Raw genomic sequence first — 18,476 nt, forward strand, 5'->3', positions numbered from 1 at the left:
AAAACACGCTATTTCCCAACGGATCGAGGCACAGCAATGATCAGAACAGGCGAGCAATATCGCGACTCCATTCGCGACGGACGACAGGTCTGGATCAATGGCGAACGCGTGAAAGACGTGACCACGCATCCCATGTTCAAGCCGATCGTGGATATCCGCGCGCGCATTTATGACATGGCGCATGAGAAGGCGACGCAGGACGTGATGAGCTATGTCGATGAAAAGACAGGCGAGCGCAACGCGGTCGGCCTGAAGCTGCCCTATACGCAGCAGGACTGGCACGACAAGCGCCTCGCCGTCGATACGGTGCTCGACGATATCGGCGGAATCGCAACCCGTGTTGGCGATGAAACCATCGGCGAGATGTGGTCGCTGTACGATGGCAAGGATGTGCTCAACGAAGTCGATCCGCGTTTTGCCGAGAACATTGAGCGGCACATCCATCGCGCGCTGCATGAAGATCCGTTCCATGTCTCGGCCAATACCGATCCGAAGGGGGACCGCTCAAAGCCGCCTCAGGAGCAGGATCCCGACATGCTGCTGCATGTGGTGAAAGAGACTGATGCGGGCATTGTGGTTCGGGGTGCGAAGTATGAAACGGCTGCGGCGTATGCGAACCAGGCGTTCGTGAAGCCGACCATCGCGAACTGGGGTGACGCAAAACTTTCCGACTATGCGGTGGGGTTTGTCGTCAACATGTCGGCGCCGGGACTCAAGTTTATTTGTCGTACAGGCTTTGCGGGCCGCGCGAATGCGGAGGATTATCCGCTGTCGAATCGTTGCGATGAAGTCGACACACTGCTGATTTTCGACAACGTGCTGATCCCCTGGGAAGACGTGCTGTTTTATCAGCACACGAAAGCGGCCACGTTTATCCGCTCCACGTTGCATCGGTATAGCGCGTTCGCGTTTGTCCAGCGCAACCTGCGGCTCGCGGACCTGATGATCGGCGCGGCGTTGTTCAACGCGCGGCAAACCGGACTCGAAAAACAGCAGGCGGTGCAGGAAAAACTGTCGACGCTCGCCGTGTATCGCGAGACCATCAATGCACATCTGACGGCGTCGATTGCATGCGGCGAACGCAGTCCCGCAGGCCTGATGATGCCCAATCAATCGCTGCTATATACGGGCCGCGTGCAAGCCTGTTCGCGTCTTCACGAGATGATGCATCTTGCACGCGAACTCTGCGGCGGCCAGATTTGCGTGACGCCGGATTCGGCGTCGTTCGCGAACCCGGAGATCAGCGGCTGGCTCGACAAGTTCTACACAGTCAACGACAACTGGGTCTCCGACGATCGCCGGAAGCTGCTTGCCTTCGCGCGTGACCTGCTGAATTCGGACTACGCCGGGCACCGGCTCACGTTCCAGCTGTTTGCGCAGTCGCCGCCGTTCGCGCACCTCGGCGCGGTGTTCCGCAACTTCGACTTCGACAGCACGCTTGGCTACGTGAAGAAAGCCGCGAACCTGTCTGACCGTGTCGATCAATCCAGCGCGGAGCCGCGGCTCAAGCGCGTTGTGTGAGGTGTCCATGAGCCATACCCGTATCCGCAAGTTCAACACGCGTGAAACCTATCCCGAGCAGAAGCTCGATAACGACTTGTGTCAGGCGGTGGTCGCCAACGGCACGGTTTATCTGCGCGGCCAGATCGGCCAGGATCTGGAGACGCGCGAATCGGTGGGCGTTGGCGACGTCGGCGCGCAAGCCGAAAAAGCGATGGCCAATATCGCGATGCTGCTTGGCGAGGCTGGAAGCAAGCTGGAAGATATCTGCAAGATCACCATCTATCTCGTCGATGTGCGGTATCGGGAGGCGGTGTACACGGTGGTCGGAAAATGGTTGAAAGGCGTCTATCCGGTATCGACGGGTATTGTAGTTTCAGCGCTCGCGCGGCCCGAGTGGCTTGTCGAGATCGACGTGATCGCCGTCATTCCAAATAGCTAGAGGAGATACGCATGACCTTTTCACTGGCGGGCCGATGCGAGCGTACAGGCATGGTCGGCGGCATTGTGTGCAGTTCGAGCATCGCGGTGCCCAGCCGTTGTTTATGGGCGAGTCCGCATGGTGTCGTGCTCAGTCAGAACGTGACCGACCCGCGTCTTGGCGTGCTGGGTTTGCAGTTGCTCGCACAAGGCTTTGGCGCGGAAAGCACCTTGCAGCAGTTGCGGCATGGCCGGCCTTATGCGGAGTGGCGCCAGCTTGTGGTACTCGATGCGGACGGCTCGTGCGGCGCCGCGACGGGGGAAAAAGGGCTGGGTATAATCGCGACGAAACCGGGGCGCGACTGCGTTGCGGCGGGCAATCTGCTGGCGCATGACGGCATACCGGCCGCCATGGTCGAAGCCTTCGAAGCGGCGCATGCGAGCACGCTGGCCGAGCGTCTGCTCGTCGCGCTCGAAGCGGGCGCGGCGGCGGGCGGTGAAGCTGGGCCCGTGCATTCCGCGGGATTCTGCGTGTATGGAAGAGAGGTCTGGCCGCTCGCGGAGTTGCGCGTGGACTGGTCCGATCAACCCATCGTGGACTTGCGTGCGCTCTGGCAGCGCTACGAACCGCAGATGAACGACTACGCAATCCGCGCGAAACGCCCCGAGCAGGCACCCTCGTATGGAGTACCCGGAGATCTCTAGTCAATGACGCACGCTTTGCTCGACAGCACGCTCGATCTGCTGAACAACCTGATCGCCTTCGATACCCGCAGTTCGGAATCGAATCTCGAACTGATCGAATATATCCAGCAGTATCTCAAGCAGCACGGCGTCGAATCGTCCCTCGTATTCGATGAAACCGGCCGCAAGGCGAATCTCTATGCGACCATCGGCCCGAAGGACAGGGCAGGTTTGTGTTTGTCGGGCCACACCGATGTCGTGCCTGCCGCCGGTCAGCCCTGGACCGTGCCGCCGTTCGAAATGACACGCGGCGGCGACCGCGTGTTCGGGCGTGGCACGGCGGATATGAAGGGGTTCATTGCGGCGGTGCTCGCGAGCGTGCCGCACTTCGTTGCGACCTGCAAGCAAGTGCCCATTCATCTCGCGTTCAGCTACGACGAGGAAGTCGGCTGCCGTGGCGTGCGTGGCTTGTTGCGCGAACTGGCGGCAGCGCCGGTGAAGCCGCTCGCGTGCATTATCGGCGAGCCGACCAGCATGCAGGTCGCGGTGGCGCACAAGGGCAAGAAGGCCTACCGATGCTGTGTGAAAGGTCTTGCCGGACATTCGGCGCTGACGCATCTCGGTGTGAATGCGGTGGATTTCGCGGCGGAACTCGTCACGTTCCTGCGTCGTACGCAGCGGGGCCTGATGCAGCAAACAACGCTCGACCACGACTTCGATCCGCCGTACACGACCATTCATACGGGACGCCTGAATGGAGGCATCGCGTTGAATGTGATCCCCGATCATGCGCAAGTGGAATTCGAAATCCGCAATCTGCCCGCCGATAATGCAGATGCCATTGTGAAAGCCATCGCGCAGTATGCCGATACCGAACTGGTCGAAACCATGCGCGAAACGTTCGAGCAAAGTGGTATCGATTGGGAACAACTGGTGGATTATCCGGCGCTGTCGGATCAGGCCGCGGCTAGCTGGCTGCGCGACCTGGCGTGCGCGGCGGCTGAACGCGAGGACGTTCGCACGCTTGCGTTCGGCACCGAGGGCGGCCTGTTTCAGTCGATAGGCATTCCAACGGTCGTATGCGGACCGGGTTCCATCGAGCAGGGACACAAGGCCGATGAATACGTCGGACTTGAACAGTTGTCCCGGTGCCTGAGTTTTCTCGGCAAACTCTCGACGAGTTTGCCGGAGATGATTACAGCGAATGACGCCTGAGCGCAATTGACGCGCGGCCTGGCGGTGTCAGTTATATCCGAGAATGGCCACGGCCGTGACGTCGGCGCGGTCCGATACGTTGCAGGCAAGAACGGTCATGGGCGCCTGAAGCATCGACACATACGAGGACTGCTGCTTTTCTACCTTGGCTCCTGCTTTGGATACCTTGCTACGGCTGCCGGCGAACGTCGAAGACTTGGCGTTGAGATGATTAAACGTGTTCATGTTGGACACCACTTCAGTTGTTATGGCGAAAACAATTGCTTGTTCACTCACTAATCCCGCTGAATCATGATCTGGCGGGTGTGCTTTCAGTAAGCGCCAACCGAAGGCTTCCTGACATAGGTACTGTTACCAATACGTCTGCGCCGCAGCCTTCTGGCTGGGGCTTTGCGGTAAGAGCGTATGTTTGTGGCAACACTATTTGCGTGTTTTATTGAATGCGGCTGCCGTGCATTCATGAGCTGAAGTCTTGAATTGATCGACCACGTGAAAAGCGATGCGGCGGTGCGCGCGATGCAAAACGTGGTTCATGACCGAAATCCGCTACGACCGTTGAACCTATTCCGCTAGCGGGCGATCGGACGTTGTGTCCGGCTCTTCGCCAAAACCTGTTTCCTTGTCGTCAGCGGCGTTCTCGGAAAGACTTCCCGATGACAATTGCTGGCGCGCTTTTTCCCAATACTCGTCGGCCCGTCCTTCCGGGCTGCCGTCCTGTTCCCAAAGATGGAACGCAAGCGTGCGAATCTGCTCTTCTGACAATTGGACATCCATGATTTGCCCCGTCGAGGTTGAACACTGATCGCAAGGCGCGATCGTTTCGGGCTCCTTTGAGCCTGCGTACGAGGCAGCAATTTCCGTGACACTGTCAGAATGTCTGGACGTCAACGGAAAAAAGGCGCGCGTTGTACCGCGCGCCTTAAGGTCATTCAACGTGCCTCGGCGCCTCGATGCTCAAGCCAGCCGCGCCGCGATCGCCTCGCCGACTTCCGTTGTGCTTGCCTTGCCGCCAAGGTCGCCGGTGCGCGGACCTTCCCTGAGCGTTGCTTCAATCGCCGCAAGAATCGCGTCGTGCGCATCGCGTTCCGGGCCTTTGGCGTCGCCGAGGAATTCGAGCATCATCGCGGCGGACCAGATCATGGCGACTGGATTGGCGATATTCTTGCCCGAGATATCCGGCGCCGAACCGTGCACCGGCTCGAACAGCGACGGAAACTTGCGATCCGGATTCAGGTTGCCCGAGGGCGCGAGGCCGATCGTGCCCGTGCAGGCCGGGCCGAGGTCGGAAAGAATATCGCCGAAAAGATTGGTCGCCACGACCACGTCGAAGCGATCCGGATTCAGGACGAAACGCGCGCACAGGATGTCGATGTGCTGCTTGTCCCACTTCACCTCGGGATAAAGCGCGGCCACTTCGGCGGCGCGGTTATCCCACCACGGCATGCTGATCGCAATGCCGTTGCTCTTGGTGGCGACCGTGATCTTTTTCTTCTCGCGGCGCTGCGCGAGATCGAACGCGAACTTCAATACCCGTTCGCTGCCATGACGCGTAAAGACGGACTCCTGCAGTACGAATTCGCGATCCGTGCCTTCGAACATCACGCCGCCAACCGACGAATATTCGCCCTCGGTGTTTTCACGGACGATCCAGAAATCGATGTCGCCAGCCTTGCGGTTCGCGAGCGGCGAAGGCACGCCTTCGAACAGGCGCGCCGGGCGCAGATTGATGTATTGATCGAATTCGCGCCGGAATTTCAGCAGCGAACCCCATAGCGAGATGTGGTCGGGCACGGTGTCGGGCCAGCCGACAGCGCCAAAAAGAATGGCGTCGGCGTCCTGCAGTTGAGCCTTCCAGTCGTCCGGCATCATCTGGCCGTGCTGCTGATAATAGGCGCAGCTTGCCCATTCAATATGCCGGTATTCGATTGCAATGCCGAAGCGTTTGGTGGCGGCGTCGAGTACACGCAAGGCTTCGGGCATGACTTCCGTGCCGATACCGTCGCCGGGTATGACTGCGATCTTGTAGGTTTTGGTCATGAGGGAATGTCTCCGGGTTTGATGTGGACCAGTTGAGGGTAGCGTTCGCTTTGGGATTTTGCGGCCGGAAGCGAATTCCGTGCGATTGATATGCAACTATTCTATTGCGCCGTGTACGGCTTAGAATCGGCTTTTCGGTTAAGCCACTCTGCACGAAGCGTGAATAATGAAAACACCGCTTTCCCCGAATCTCGACGACCTGCGTGTGTTTTGCATGGTCGCCCGCAAGTCCAGCTTTAGCGCGGCGGCGGAGGCGCTGTCGGTATCGGCGGCTTATGTGAGCAAAAGAGTCGGCGTGCTGGAAAGCGATCTGGGTACGCGCTTGTTGCATCGATCCACGCGCCGGGTGGCGATCACTGAGGCCGGGGAACGCGTCTATGCATGGGCCGAAAAGATCCTTGATGACGTCGATCAGCTTGTCGAGGACGTGTCCACTACGCGGCGCATTCCACGCGGGACGCTGCGCATATCGAGCAGTTTTGGCTTTGGCCGGCATATCGTGGCGCCGGCGCTCGCGCGTCTTTCCGACCACCATCCGCAGCTCAGCGTAAGGCTCGATTTGTTCGACCGGCTCGTCGATGTCGCGGGCGAAGGCTTCGACCTGGATATCCGTATTGGCGACGAAATCGCTTCGCATCTCATCGCGAGGCGGCTGGCATCGAACCATCGCGTGTTATGTGCGTCGCCCGAGTATCTCGAGCGCCACGGCGCGCCGAAACAGCTCGCCGACCTGACTATCCATGCGTGCCTCGCGATCAAGGAGCGGGATCATCCGTTTGGTTTATGGCGTCTGCATGTTCGCGGCGAAGCCGTGTCGATCAAGGTGACGGGGCCGCTTTCGACCAATCACGGCGAGGTGGCCGTGCAATGGGCGCTGGCCGGCCGAGGAATCGTGCTGCGTTCGTTATGGGACGTCCAGCCGTTGCTGGAAGGAGGGCAACTCGTGCAGATCCTCCCCGACGTTACGCAGCCCGCTAATGTCTGGGCGGTGTATCCGGCGCGGCTGGCGGCATCGGCGAAGGTGAGGGTGTGCGTGGACTTTCTTGCCGAGGAGTTCGCCCAATGGAGCGCTCCACCGCGCTGAGAGAAAAGCGTCAGGCCAGCTTCAACCCTGACCGGGAGAAAACAGGCTTTCCAGCGGGTAATGGCGCTTCATGACCGGCGATTTGATGATGACAAAACTGAAGTATTTCTCAATGCCGATATTGCGTTCGAGCAAGCCTTCGATAATGCCTTGATAGTGGCTCACGCTGCGCGTCACGAACTTGAGCAGGTAGTCGTAACCGCCGCTCGCCAGGTGGCATTCCACGATCTCGTCCACGTCCTTGATCGCGGCGACGAACTTGATGAAATCCTCCCGCCGATGATCCGAGAGCGTGACTTCCGTGAACACGATCTGCACGTCGCCCAGTTTTTCAAGCTCGATCTGCGCGCCATACCCGACTATATAGCCCGCTTTTTCAAGCCGTTTCACGCGAATCAGGCACGGGCTCGGTGAGAGTCCGACGGTGTCGGCAAGCTCGACATTGGTGATGCGGCCTTTCTTTTGCAACTGCGAAAGAATGCGCAGGTCTATGCGGTCGAGCTTGCCGTCGCTGCTCATTGTCGGGGCGTGTTCCGGTGACTGGGATCGTTGGGACATGTGGAATGTGCCCGACGATCTTATCACGCGGCCACGCCGCCTTTTACCCGCAGCGCCGCGCGGACTTCGGGTTCGGCGAGCACGTCGTCGAGCGTTTTTGCGAGGCGCTCGAACAGCAGGTCGAACTCCGCCGCCGTGTAGCTCAAGGCCGGCGCAAAGCCCAGGATGTTGTCGCCGAACGCACGGAACACAAGGCGGTTCTTGTACGCGGCCGCCGCGATCCGGTCCGGCAGTTTCAGCGATGCATCGAAGCCCCGCTTGCTGTCTTTATCGGCGACAAGTTCGAGCGCGCCCAGCAAACCGCGATGGCGCGAATCGCCAACGAGCGGATGCGCGAGCAACGCGTCGAGGCCGCGCGCAAAACGCGGCGCGTGCGCCACGCCGTTCGCAAGCAGGCCGCCTTCGTGATACAGCCGCATGACTTCCAGGCCAATCGCCGCGCTGACCGGATGCGCCGAATACGTGTGGCCGTGACCCACGCTCGCGACCGGATCGCCGTCGGCTATGCCTTGATAGACGGCGTCGGACATGAGGACCGCGCCCATCGGCGCATAACCCGCCGTCAGGCCCTTGGCGACCGTCATCAGGTCCGGTTGAACGTCTTCGCCCTCGCAGGCGAACAGCGGGCCTGTGCGCCCGAACCCCGTGATGACTTCGTCGGCAACGAACAGGATGTCCAGCTTGCGGCAGGCTTCGCGCATTGCCTTGAGCCAGCCGGGTGGCGGCACGATCACGCCGCCCGATCCCTGCACCGGTTCACAGAAAAATGCGGCGACGTTTTCAGCGCCCAGTGCCGCGACTTTCGCTTCGAGCGCGCTGACCGACGCGGCGATCAGCGCGGCGTCGTCGGCAAACGTGTTGCGGTATGCGTAGGGCGAGGGCACATGATGCTGATTGGGCAACGGCACGTCGAAGTTGCGATGGAACACCGGCAGCGCGGTAAGTCCCGATCCCACCGCCGACGACCCGTGATAGCCGCGTTCGAGTGCAATGATGTGCTTCTTCGCCGGCCTGCCCGTGGCGTTGAAGTAATGCGTGATGAAGCGCAGCGCCGAGTCGACCGCGTCAGAGCCGCCGAGCGTGAAATACACATGCTGCAGCGAAGCGGGAGACCGGGCCACGAGCTGCTCGGCAAGTTCGATAGCAGGCGCGTTGCCGAAGTGAAAGTAGCTGGTTGCGTAGGGCAGGCGCGCCATTTGTTCGGCGGCGGCCTTCACGATGCTGGCCTGTCCGTACCCGACGTTCACACACCAGAGGCCGGAAAAGGCGTCGAGCAATTCGATGCCGCTGGCGTCGCGCAGAAAGGCGCCGGTCGCCGATTCGAGCACGGTGACGCCACGCGCTTCATGCGCGCGGTAGTTGATGACCGGGTGAATCAGATGCTTGCGGTCGGCTTCAATGAGCGATTGGATCGACATGAAATTCTCTCGGCGGTTCGTGGGTGATCGATCTCTCAATGGTATTGAAGGCGCCATTTTTTCCGATGCGTTAATTCATGCCTGAACCGCGCAAGCACCTCGTTTTGCAGGGCGTGCGCAGCATTTTGTGCTGCCGGCGTTATTGCATTCAGCGAAATCAGGATTTACATTTGCATCACCGATCGAATCTTACAAATCCGCTTAAGTCTGGCTTTTTCGACAGGCAAGGGGGTAAAAATGCGCTGGTTCGTCCTGCTATGGTTTGTTGGCAGCGCTGCGTATGTGTTCAGGCGCGGCGACGTGCGGTTCGGCTTCTGGCGGCAATTATCGGATCATTCGACCTTCATGGCGCCCGTCAACTGCCTGTGTTATCTGTTCTCGCCGTTGAAATCCGCGCCTTATATAGAGAGCGGCACGTTCTCCGAACTCGAGCCGTTGCGGGCCAACTGGGCTCGGATTCGCGATGAAGCACTGGCCGTCGATGCAGCCGAGAAGATCGCCGCGGCGAACGGCTTCAACGACATCGGCTTCAACTCGTTCTTCAAGACAGGCTGGCGGCGTTTTTATCTGAAATGGTACGACGCACCGCATCCGTCGGCCGCTGCGCTCTGTCCGTTTACCACGGGATTGCTACAGCAGATTCCCACCGTGAAGGCGGCCATGTTCGCGCAGCTTCCGCCGGGTGCGAGCCTGGTCCGGCATCGTGATCCATACGCCGGATCGGTCCGCTATCACCTGGGACTGGTGACCCCGAATGATCCGGGCTGTTATATCGATGTCGACGGACGCAAGTATTACTGGCGCGACGGCGAAGCAGTTCTTTTCGACGAGACCTATATTCACTACGCCAAGAACGAAACAGACGTCTCGCGGATCGTACTGTTCTGCGACATAGAACGTCCGATGCGCTTCGCCTGGGCCGCCGCGCTCAATCGCGCTTTCGCAAAAGTCTTGCTGCGCGCGGCGACCTCGCCGAACGACGAAGGCGACCGGACGGGCGCATTGAATCGCGGATTCAAATACATCTATGCCGTGCGGCGCGTGGGAAAGCGTCTAAAGGCATGGCACAGGCCCACCTATTACGTGGTCAAGTGGGTGCTGTTCGGCTCGGTTGCGTTCATTGTGTTCTACGCGCTGTAGCCAGGAGGCGCGTCAGGCCGGCACCGCGTCGTCCTTGCGCACGAACGCTTCGAAGCCTTCAACGCTCATGGGCCGCGAGAAATAAAAGCCCTGGTACGCATGGCATCCGACGCTTGCCAGGAAATCGCGTTGCGCCGCGGTTTCCACGCCTTCCGCAATCACGCCAAGTCCGAGACTCTGTGCAAGCGCCACAATGGTCCGTGCAATGGCGGCATCGTTTGGATCGACAAGCACGTCGCGCACGAACGATTCATCTATCTTCAATTGATCCAGCGGCAGGCGCTTCAGGTAAGACAGCGAAGAATAGCCAACGCCGAAGTCGTCGAGTGAGAACACCACGCCTTTTGCCTTGAGCGTCCACATCTTCTGGACGATGTCCTGCATGTTGTCCACCAGGAGGCTTTCGGTGAGTTCCAGCTTCAACCGGGCAGGATTCGCGCCCGTCTTGCGGATGACCGCCAGCACGCGGTCCACGAAGTCCGGCTGGCGGAACTGCTGCGCGCTGACATTGACGGCCATGCTCAGGTGCGCCATTTCAGGCTGTTCCATCCAGCGCGCCAATTGCGCGCAGGCGGTCTCCAGCACCCAGTTACCGAGCGCCAGAATCAGGCCGGTTTCCTCGGCGAGCGGAATGAAATCGGCCGGGGCCACAATGCCGCTCTCCGGATGCTGCCAGCGCACCAGCGCTTCCGCCCCGACCACGCGGTTGTCATCGAGCACCTGCGCCTGGTAGTGCAGCACGAACTGGTCGTCTTCAATCGCGCGGCGCAATCCTGCTTCCAGCGCCACGCGTTCCACCACGGCAGTCTGCATGGCGGGATCGAAGAAACACATTGCGTTGCGGCCGCGCTCCTTCGATTTGTACATGGCGAGGTCGGCCTGCTTCAGCAGTTCGTCGATGGCCGTCTGATGTCCCGTGAACACGGTCGCTCCAATGCTCGCCGTGCTGCGATATTCGACATCGTCTAGATGGTAAGGATTGCCAAGGACGGCGAGAATCCGCTCGCCGACGATCTCGGTCTGGTTCGCTGCCTCCTGCGGGTTTTCGTGCAGGCTTCCAAGCACCACGACGAATTCGTCGCCGCCCACGCGCGCAACCGTATCGCTTTCGCCCACGCTCGCGGCGAGCCGTCCCGCCGCCTGTTGCAGCAGCACGTCGCCCTTGTCGTGGCCAAGGGTGTCGTTGAGTGTCTTGAAGTGATCGAGGTCGATGAAAAGCAGCGCACCGCAGGTCTTTTTCTGCGCACTGAGCGCAATGGCCTGTGTCAGGCGGTCGATCAGCAGCGTGCGGTTGGGAAGGCGGGTGAGGGCGTCGAAGAAAGCGAGTTCGCGAATGCGTTCCTCCGCGATCTTGCTCTCGGTAATGTCGTGATGCGCGCCCACATAGTGGCTGACCACGCCGTCGGCGCCCGTCACGGCCGAGATGCTGAGCCACTTCGGATACACCTCGCCATTCTTGCGGCGATCCCATATCTCGCCTTGCCAGCCGCCCTCGCGGTTGATCGAATCCCACATCTGGCGGAAGAAGGCGGCGTCGTGGCGGCCGGACTGAAGCATGCGGGGCGTGTTGCCGACGAGTTCCTCGGCGCTATACCCGGTGCATTCTATAAACGCCGAGTTGACGCGCAGGATCCGCGTGTTGGCGTCGGTCACGATCATGCCTTCCAGCGAATCGAAGGCGACCGCGGCAATGCGCAGTTCCGACTCGGCCTGCTTGCGCTCGGTGATGTCGCGCCCGCTCGTGCGAAAACCCGCGAGAACGCCTTTGGCGTCGGTGATTGGCACCCACGACACCGATAGCCACACAATCGAGCCGTCCTTGCGCACGCAGCGGAATTCGAGGTCGTCTCCACGATATCCCTGCAGCCCTTTTTTGAACTCCGGCGCGACCCGCGGCATGTCTTCCGGATGAATCAGCGTGCCGGCGAAGTCGGGCATTGCCATGCATTCTTCAACGGTGTATCCGGTGTACTGCCTGACGGACGGATTGATCCAGCGCGGCTTGCCGTCCGGTCCCCACCAGACTTCCCAGTTGACCGTGCAATCGGCGATGGCGCGGAACTTCTCCTCGCTCTCGCGCAATTCGCGCGTCATGGTGGACGCGAGACGCATGGCGCGGCCGCGTCCTGTCACCAGCAACCACGCGAGCAAGGCGAGCATCACGCTCAAGCCCGTGCCGGTGAGCGCGATGAGCCATTGCGCGTTGCGGCCGAAGCCCGCCTTGAAGCCGTCCAGTGTGGTGAGCGAAAGCGTCCAGTCATGGCCCGCGACCACGAGATATTCGCTGGCGGAAAGCATTTCTCGCGCCGGCCTTTTACCGGCATTCGACGAACGATAAAGCAGGGCGGAGGCCGTGGGCTCGACGCCGTCATAGATGGCGAGCGACAGGCCGCGCGGCCGTTCGCCATAGAGACTTGCGATCACATCGTGCATGCGAAACGATGCATACACCCAGCCCGCGAGATGCGCGCGGCGCGCGGCAACATTGTCTTGCGGTTCGCCGCGGGTATAGACCGGTACGTACATGATGAAACCGGGTTGGGGATCGGGACCGTCGTCGACCGCGAGCCTGACCTTGCCCGATATCACCGCCATGCCCGAATCGCGCGCCTTTTCCATGGCCAGCCGGCGCGTGGGGTCGGTCCAGGCGTCGAAGCCGAGCGGCGCGCGGCGGTTGGCGCCAACGTTCGGTTCGCGCTGGATGATCGGCGCGTAGTCGTCGCGCATGCCCGGCGGCTGGATTGCATAGTGATTGAACCCTTGCGAGACCATGTTCGCGACATGCGCGTCCTTCTGCGCCGCCGATACCCATTTGACGAAGCCTATGGCCTGGATGCCGGAGAAGTTCGCATCGAGATTGAGCGCGGCGACGTAGTCGTGGATGTTGTCGCGGCCAACATTGTCGACCGCGGCGAACAGTCCCTGCACGCCGCGCAGCATCTGTTCGTAGGCGGCCATGCGCTGTTCGACACGGCTGACGGCGTCGCCGAGCGAGAAGTCGAACTGCGAGAGCAACTCACGCCGGGAAGCCTGGCGTTCATGATCCCACACCGCCCAGGTGACGCTCAGCGCCGCGCAGAGGATCAGCAACGGGATCACGAGCGGGATCAGGCCGACACGAGCCCAGCGGCGCGCCCAGTTCATTGCGGCGCCTTGAAATTAACCATCGCGTTGGCGAGGTCGGGCTTGAAGTACTTGAGAAAGATGCGCCGCACGGTGCCGTCCGCGCGCATCTGGTTCACGAGCGCGCGCCATTTCGCCTGCTCTTCGGGCGAGAGCGCTTTCTTCGACATGATCAGACCATGCGGCACGGCCGGATCATTGAATTCAATAACAGTCGTGACGTCGCGAATACGCTTTTCTTCGAGTGCCGGATAATCGAAGGGCTCCATGATCATGCCCTGGATGCGGCGGTTGATCAGCGCTTCGTACAACGGTTCCAGGCCCCCGGCCTGACTCACGCGATTTTCGGCGGCGAGTGTATCGACGAGTTTGTTCGCCGAATCGCTATAGCGAAAGCTGCGAATCACGCCCAACTGAAACTGGTCGCTGCGTTCAAAATCCGCGAGCCTGTGCATGCCGGAATCTTTTCGCACCAGCAGATAATATTTATCGCTGAAATACCACGCAAACGATGCAAAGCGATCGCGCTCGGCATTGGCAATGCCCGACAAACTGAAATCGAGCGCGCCGGATTCGATCAATTGCCAGATACGCGCGCGCGACATCAGGCTCACATTGACTTTACAACCGCTGCGGCGAATGAGTTCGTCGGCGAAATCCTTGTCGATACCCGTGTCGGTATCCGCGGAATAAAGCAGGCCGTGATCGTGCAAAGCGAGCGTAAATGGCCGTGAGCAGTCGGGACCGGCCGCCACCGCGCCGCTCATGGTCAAGATCAAGCAGCACAGCATAAGCAGCAAGCCGCCAAGACCATGTCTGATCACTGTGTCTCCATTCTGGCGAGTTGATTAAGAGCGCGGCGGCTCAATGAGGCTCACGCACATACGTCTTTGTTTAGCTGAATTTTTTAAGCGTTCGTTTAGTAGATTTGCCAATAGCATGCCATACAGGCAGCCGAGAGTTTATTCGCAAATCGATGGCACTAACGTCTGACGCCGCTCAGTTCGAGTAATTATTTAATTTGAGCAGGCTTGAATGAATGGATGTCTTTAATTGGAAGCACCTGATTTCAGGCGTGAAAAGACGATGATTAAGGGCATTGCCTTGAAGGAAAGCGTTTGCGCGCTTTGCAGCGCGTCAATGCACGGCGAATACCTCGTGCATTGACGCGCCGCTTCGCATTATTCGCTACTGGTCCATTCCACGTTCGCCCCGACCGATCGCAGGTTCTCGACAAAGCGCGGATGCGCGCGCCGGATCGGCAGGGCGTTGATGATCTCCGAGCGCCCCTCGATGCTCGCGGCAACCATCAGCAACGCGATCGCCACGCGAATGATGTACGGGCTTTCGACCTTGGCCGGCGTGAGCGTGAGCCCTCCGAACGTGATCAGCCGATGTGGGTCCGACAGGAACACGTGCGCGCCGAACTTCGACAGTTCGCCCGACCAGCCCATGGCGCCGTCATACACCTTGTTCCAGAACATCGCGCTGCCCTCGGCCTTCACGCCAAGCGCGATGAAGATCGGCAGCAGGTCGACAGGAAGGTAGGGCCACGGCGCCGCCTCGACCTTGGTGAGGATGTTCTGCGTGAACGGCCGGCGCACGCGCAGCGGGCCGTCGCGAACGGTACGCGACCAGCCGCTGCTGTGCTCCACGTGCACGCCGAATTTCGCGAAGGTCCGGTCGATCAGCGGAAACTGTTCAGGCGCCGTATTTTTCACCGCGATGTCGCCGCCCGTGATTGCACCAAGCGCGAGGAACGTCGCGATCTCATGGAAATCCTCGCTGAAACGGAACTCGCCGCCGCCCAGCTTCTTGCCGCCTGTCACGGTGATGCGCGAGGTTCCGATACCCTCGATTGCCACGCCGAGCATCGCGAGAAAACGGCAGAACTCCTGCACGTGCGGCTCCGACGCCGCGTTGACCAGCGAGGACGTGCCGTTTGCCGACGCAGCGCAGAGCACGAAGTTCTCGGTGGTCGTTACCGACGCATAGTCGAACCAGTGATCGTTCGCGCTCATCTGCGTGTCGGCGCGCACGATCAACGAGTCGGACGTCCGCTCGATGCGCGCGCCGAAGCGCTCGAAGACCTCGACGTGCGGGTCGATCTCGCGCACGCCGAGCGTGCAGCCCTTGACGTCGTTTTCGAGGCGCGCCACGCCGAAGCGCGCAACGAGCGGCGGCACCAGCATGATGGAAGAACGCATCTCCTCGGGCAGCCGGTGTTCGGCCGGATCGAACCGCGTTGCATGATGATGCAACTGTAGAACACCGGTTGCAAAGTCCATTGACACGCTGCTGCCGAGCATGCGGAAAATATCGAGGATCTTCTTGACGTCGGTGATCTCGGGAACACCGACAAGCCGCAACGGCTGGTCCGTCAGAAGGGTGGCGCAAAGAATGGGCAGGACGGCGTTCTTGTTGGCGGACGGAGTGATTTCACCGCGTAGCGGGATGCCGCCGTGGACGATCAGGTTGGACATGTAGGGGTGCCGGGCATTGAAGAGCAAGGCGCATATGATGCCATTGCGTTGAACGTTTGCCTGCACCGCGCGGTCAATTTTTGATGTCGCTGTCTGCGCGGCACGACATTGGAGTGCACTTTTCAGAATGCGCACCCGGCCCCTATTTTTTTCGCGTGCGGTTCGCGCTTTTTGTTCAGCAAAGTACCGTTACGTTTCAGCAAGACGCCTTCGGCGGTATCATGATGACTGTATATACATACAGTCATCATGAGCGACTCTACTTCGACGCCGCTGCCTGATTTTCAGCGGCGTTTCTATTACCTGGTGAACTTCGAGCGCGCGCTTCAATGGCTCGCGGATCGCTACGACGACCTGTGGGTGCAAGACGAACGCGTTTTCCTGCGCGAATTTCCAGCGTTGCCGCTGGCATCGCGGGCGCTGCTCGTACGCATGCTGATGCGCGTGGGTCCGTACTTCCGCGCGAGTAGACTCGTCTACGAGGAAATCGGATGTCCTTGCGAAGCACTCGCGCCGCTGAGTGCGCTTGGCTGGGCAGATCCAGATCCCGCAATCACGCTCGACGAAATCTTTTCCCTTCACACCAGGCCCGAACTGGCGAAGATTTTCCCGCCCGTCCGGGGCGCGGCCAGCACGCGAAAAGCCGAATTACAGGAATCGTTGCTGGCGGCGTATCCCGGGGCGCAAGTTTACAGGCAATGGCACCCGGACTCGCACGACGTCGTGATCCGCCTGAACGTAAGCAGCTTGTGCGAGCGCTTGAGGCTCATGTTCTTCGGCAACTTGCGGCAAAGCTGGGCGGAGTTCGTGCTCGCGGACCTGGGGATCGTACGCTATGAGCGCGTCGTGCTCGAACGGTCGTCGCGCGCATTCCAGAGCCGTACGGATATCGATTCATTTCTGGCGACGCGCGCATACCGCGACCTGCTCGACACCATCAATGATTTGCCATCCATCGAAGCCATGATTTCCAATATAGAAGCGTTGACGTGCGAGCGCGCGTGGCTCGAGCAACGCCGGCAGAAGCTGTTGTATCGCCTCGGGCAGCACTGCGAACGGCTTTGTTACTGGGAGGCGGCGCTGTCGGCGTATCGGACCTGCGCGTTTCCGGGCGCGCGGCATAGGCGCATGCGGGTAATGGAACGGGCCGGTCTTTATTCCGATGCATACTCCCTGGCGCGCGACGCATGCAATGACCCGGGGACCGAAGAGGAGGCGCAACGGGCAGCACGCATGTTGCCAAGGCTTCGGCGCAAGCTCGGGCTTCCCACGGAGCCCGTAAGCAGGCCGCGCGCGGTCGAGCGTCTCGAGGTTGTCTTGCCCATGCCGGCCAAGGTTGCCCCGGTGGAAATGATCGTTCGCGACGCACTCAGCGAGCCGGGCGCAAGCGTGCATTACGTCGAGAACACGCTGATCAATTCGCTTTTCGGCTTGCTGTGCTGGGACGCGATCTTCACGCCGCTGGCGGGCGCGTTTTTTCATCCGTTTCAACGCGCTCCGGCAGATCTTCATTCGCCTGGCTTTCATGCGGCGCGGCGCGATAAGTTCGAACGTTGCCTCGCGCTGCTCGATGACGGCCGGCATAAGCACGCAATCCGCTCGGCGTTCGTGGCGAAGGCTGGAGTGCAGTCGCCGTTCGTGCACTGGGCAGTGCTGAGCGGCGATCTGCTGGAACAGGCGCTTGCGTGCCTGCCCGCCGCGCATATGAAGTTATGGTTTCGCCGCCTCTTGCAGGACATCGCCGCAAACCGCAGCGGTTTTCCGGACCTGATCCGCTTCTGGCCCGAGCACGGCCGATACGAAATGATCGAAGTCAAGGGGCCGGGCGACCGGCTGCAGGACAACCAGACGCGGTGGCTCGCCTATTGCGCCGCGCATGACATGCCGGTGCGTGTCGTCCATGTTCGATGGACGACAGCGGAATTCCGTTAAACGACGAATCGCATCAGACGTTTATCCTCGGCCGACAAACGGCATTTTTGCCGGCATGACCGTATGGAACAGGATGTTTGCTTCCAGCGGCAGGCTCGCCATGTAACGCACCGACTGCCCGACAATATTCACGTCGAGCATCGGCTCCGCGGCAATTTCTCCATTCGCTTGCGGCACGCCCTTCGCCATGCGCGCGGCCAAATCCGTCTGCGCGTTGCCAATATCGATCTGGCCCACCGCGATGTCGTACTTCCTGCCGTCGAGCGAGGCGGATTTCGTCATGCCTTCGACGGCATGCTTGGTCGCCGTATATGCAATGGAATTGGGCCGCGGTGAAGTCGCCGATATTGAGCCGTTGTTGATGATCCGGCCGCCCATGGGCGCTTGCGCGCGCATCACGCGAAACGCTTGCTGGATGCAATAGAACATGCCGTTGAGGTTGATATCGATCACCGATTTCCATTGCTCGACGCTCCAGTCTTCGAACGGTCCCGGCGGATTCGATACCCCCGCGTTGTTGAACAGCAGGTCGACGCGGCCATACGTGTCGACTGCGGTGGCGAACAGCTTCCTGACGGCTTCGGGGTCGGCGACGTCGCACGGGCAGGGCAGCACGCGGCCGCCTTCGGGCGCGTCGTGGGCAAGTTGTTCCAGAGGTTCTCTGCGCCGTCCTGCAGCAACCACGGTCCAGCCGTCCTGCAATAGCGCCAGCGACGCGGCGCGTCCAATGCCGGCTCCGGCGCCGGTGACAATGGCGATGCGTTCGCGGCGATCGGATTCTGAATTCACGGTGATGCTCTCCTGAGATGGGCTGCTGGGTTATTGAACCGGCCAAGGGGAATCGCAAGTATTGCTTGCGCTATTGCGCCGTAATGGCGCAAT

The 18,476-nt window shown here is 60.5% G+C and carries 16 protein-coding genes; 7 read left to right on the forward strand and 9 right to left on the reverse strand.

Annotation, left to right across the window (positions count from 1 at the left end; translation table 11 throughout):
* The first annotated feature begins 36 nt into the window (after positions 1–36).
* From ACRWA7_RS03355 to argE, 4 genes are read left to right on the forward strand one after another with little or no spacing between them, the layout of a single operon-like run.
* Complete coding sequence (locus tag ACRWA7_RS03355; protein ID WP_438390058.1) at positions 37–1,521, forward strand: 4-hydroxyphenylacetate 3-hydroxylase family protein; 1,485 nt, start codon at positions 37–39, stop codon at positions 1,519–1,521.
* 7 nt (positions 1,522–1,528) lie between these two features.
* Positions 1,529–1,942, forward strand: a complete 414-nt coding sequence (locus tag ACRWA7_RS03360) for a RidA family protein (RefSeq protein WP_438390059.1) — start codon at positions 1,529–1,531, stop codon at positions 1,940–1,942.
* A gap of 11 nt (positions 1,943–1,953) precedes the next feature.
* Entirely contained in the window at positions 1,954–2,625 is a 672-nt protein-coding gene (locus ACRWA7_RS03365; protein WP_438390060.1) for a DUF1028 domain-containing protein, read from the forward strand.
* A 3-nt stretch (positions 2,626–2,628) separates the two neighbouring features.
* Positions 2,629–3,819, forward strand: coding sequence for an acetylornithine deacetylase (argE, locus tag ACRWA7_RS03370; RefSeq protein WP_438390061.1), 1,191 nt, complete (start codon positions 2,629–2,631; stop codon positions 3,817–3,819).
* Positions 3,820–3,846: 27 nt separating this feature from the next.
* Here argE and ACRWA7_RS03375 read toward each other — a convergent pair whose 3' ends face one another.
* The 3 genes from ACRWA7_RS03375 to ACRWA7_RS03385 form a co-directional block, all read right to left on the reverse strand.
* A complete protein-coding gene (locus ACRWA7_RS03375) occupies positions 3,847–4,044 on the reverse strand; it encodes a hypothetical protein (RefSeq protein WP_060858707.1) in 198 nt (65 codons plus the stop codon).
* A gap of 336 nt (positions 4,045–4,380) precedes the next feature.
* Entirely contained in the window at positions 4,381–4,593 is a 213-nt protein-coding gene (locus ACRWA7_RS03380) for a DUF2934 domain-containing protein (RefSeq protein WP_060858706.1), read from the reverse strand.
* Between the two features lie 180 nt (positions 4,594–4,773).
* Entirely contained in the window at positions 4,774–5,856 is a 1,083-nt protein-coding gene (locus tag ACRWA7_RS03385) for a tartrate dehydrogenase (protein ID WP_438390062.1), read from the reverse strand.
* Between the two features lie 166 nt (positions 5,857–6,022).
* Here ACRWA7_RS03385 and ACRWA7_RS03390 point away from each other — a divergent pair, with 166 nt between their 5' ends.
* Positions 6,023–6,940 (forward strand): LysR substrate-binding domain-containing protein, encoded by a 918-nt coding sequence (locus ACRWA7_RS03390; RefSeq protein ID WP_438390063.1) that lies wholly within the window; start codon positions 6,023–6,025, stop codon positions 6,938–6,940.
* A 21-nt stretch (positions 6,941–6,961) separates the two neighbouring features.
* On the opposite strand, the gene ACRWA7_RS03395 is transcribed toward ACRWA7_RS03390, so the two are convergent.
* On the reverse strand, positions 6,962–7,459 hold the full coding sequence (locus ACRWA7_RS03395; RefSeq protein WP_438391042.1) for an Lrp/AsnC family transcriptional regulator: 498 nt from the start codon (positions 7,457–7,459) through the stop codon (positions 6,962–6,964).
* A gap of 62 nt (positions 7,460–7,521) precedes the next feature.
* The gene (locus tag ACRWA7_RS03400) at positions 7,522–8,916 is read right to left on the reverse strand and encodes an aspartate aminotransferase family protein (protein ID WP_438390064.1); all 1,395 of its coding nucleotides are present in this window, start codon (positions 8,914–8,916) and stop codon (positions 7,522–7,524) included.
* 237 nt (positions 8,917–9,153) lie between these two features.
* On the opposite strand from ACRWA7_RS03400, the gene ACRWA7_RS03405 reads away from it, so the two are divergent.
* Positions 9,154–10,056, forward strand: a complete 903-nt coding sequence (locus ACRWA7_RS03405; protein ID WP_438390065.1) for an aspartyl/asparaginyl beta-hydroxylase domain-containing protein — start codon at positions 9,154–9,156, stop codon at positions 10,054–10,056.
* Positions 10,057–10,068: 12 nt separating this feature from the next.
* Here the strand turns inward: ACRWA7_RS03405 and ACRWA7_RS03410 are convergent, their stop codons facing one another.
* The 3 genes from ACRWA7_RS03410 to ACRWA7_RS03420 form a co-directional block, all read right to left on the reverse strand.
* A complete protein-coding gene (locus ACRWA7_RS03410; RefSeq protein ID WP_438390066.1) occupies positions 10,069–13,200 on the reverse strand; it encodes a bifunctional diguanylate cyclase/phosphodiesterase in 3,132 nt (1,043 codons plus the stop codon).
* On the reverse strand, positions 13,197–14,003 hold the full coding sequence (locus ACRWA7_RS03415) for a substrate-binding periplasmic protein (protein WP_438390067.1): 807 nt from the start codon (positions 14,001–14,003) through the stop codon (positions 13,197–13,199). The genes ACRWA7_RS03410 and ACRWA7_RS03415 overlap by 4 nt, the downstream gene beginning before the upstream one ends.
* Positions 14,004–14,360: 357 nt before the next feature.
* Positions 14,361–15,662 carry a UDP-N-acetylglucosamine 1-carboxyvinyltransferase gene (locus ACRWA7_RS03420; protein WP_438390068.1) on the reverse strand — a complete coding sequence of 434 codons (1,302 nt, stop codon included), beginning with the start codon at positions 15,660–15,662 and terminating at the stop codon, positions 14,361–14,363.
* A gap of 249 nt (positions 15,663–15,911) precedes the next feature.
* On the opposite strand from ACRWA7_RS03420, the gene ACRWA7_RS03425 reads away from it, so the two are divergent.
* Positions 15,912–17,594: a VRR-NUC domain-containing protein gene (locus ACRWA7_RS03425; RefSeq protein ID WP_438390069.1), complete on the forward strand. Its 1,683-nt coding sequence runs from the start codon at positions 15,912–15,914 to the stop codon at positions 17,592–17,594.
* A gap of 21 nt (positions 17,595–17,615) precedes the next feature.
* Here ACRWA7_RS03425 and ACRWA7_RS03430 read toward each other — a convergent pair whose 3' ends face one another.
* Positions 17,616–18,383 (reverse strand): SDR family oxidoreductase, encoded by a 768-nt coding sequence (locus ACRWA7_RS03430; RefSeq protein ID WP_438390070.1) that lies wholly within the window; start codon positions 18,381–18,383, stop codon positions 17,616–17,618.
* Between the last annotated feature and the right edge of the window lie 93 nt (positions 18,384–18,476).

The organism is Caballeronia sp. DA-9 (assembly GCF_051615025.1).
GTDB classification, from domain to species: domain Bacteria; phylum Pseudomonadota; class Gammaproteobacteria; order Burkholderiales; family Burkholderiaceae; genus Caballeronia; species Caballeronia sordidicola.

Coding starts and splice junctions, on each gene's coding strand:
- ACRWA7_RS03355 (WP_438390058.1), top strand. CDS start 37: ATGATCAGAACAGGCGAGCAATATCGCGACTCCATTCGCGACGGACGA.
- ACRWA7_RS03360 (WP_438390059.1), top strand. CDS start 1,529: ATGAGCCATACCCGTATCCGCAAGTTCAACACGCGTGAAACCTATCCC.
- ACRWA7_RS03365 (WP_438390060.1), top strand. CDS start 1,954: ATGACCTTTTCACTGGCGGGCCGATGCGAGCGTACAGGCATGGTCGGC.
- argE (WP_438390061.1), top strand. CDS start 2,629: ATGACGCACGCTTTGCTCGACAGCACGCTCGATCTGCTGAACAACCTG.
- ACRWA7_RS03375 (WP_060858707.1), bottom strand. CDS start 4,044: ATGAACACGTTTAATCATCTCAACGCCAAGTCTTCGACGTTCGCCGGC.
- ACRWA7_RS03380 (WP_060858706.1), bottom strand. CDS start 4,593: ATGGATGTCCAATTGTCAGAAGAGCAGATTCGCACGCTTGCGTTCCAT.
- ACRWA7_RS03385 (WP_438390062.1), bottom strand. CDS start 5,856: ATGACCAAAACCTACAAGATCGCAGTCATACCCGGCGACGGTATCGGC.
- ACRWA7_RS03390 (WP_438390063.1), top strand. CDS start 6,023: ATGAAAACACCGCTTTCCCCGAATCTCGACGACCTGCGTGTGTTTTGC.
- ACRWA7_RS03395 (WP_438391042.1), bottom strand. CDS start 7,459: ATGAGCAGCGACGGCAAGCTCGACCGCATAGACCTGCGCATTCTTTCG.
- ACRWA7_RS03400 (WP_438390064.1), bottom strand. CDS start 8,916: ATGTCGATCCAATCGCTCATTGAAGCCGACCGCAAGCATCTGATTCAC.
- ACRWA7_RS03405 (WP_438390065.1), top strand. CDS start 9,154: ATGCGCTGGTTCGTCCTGCTATGGTTTGTTGGCAGCGCTGCGTATGTG.
- ACRWA7_RS03410 (WP_438390066.1), bottom strand. CDS start 13,200: ATGAACTGGGCGCGCCGCTGGGCTCGTGTCGGCCTGATCCCGCTCGTG.
- ACRWA7_RS03420 (WP_438390068.1), bottom strand. CDS start 15,662: ATGTCCAACCTGATCGTCCACGGCGGCATCCCGCTACGCGGTGAAATC.
- ACRWA7_RS03425 (WP_438390069.1), top strand. CDS start 15,912: ATGAGCGACTCTACTTCGACGCCGCTGCCTGATTTTCAGCGGCGTTTC.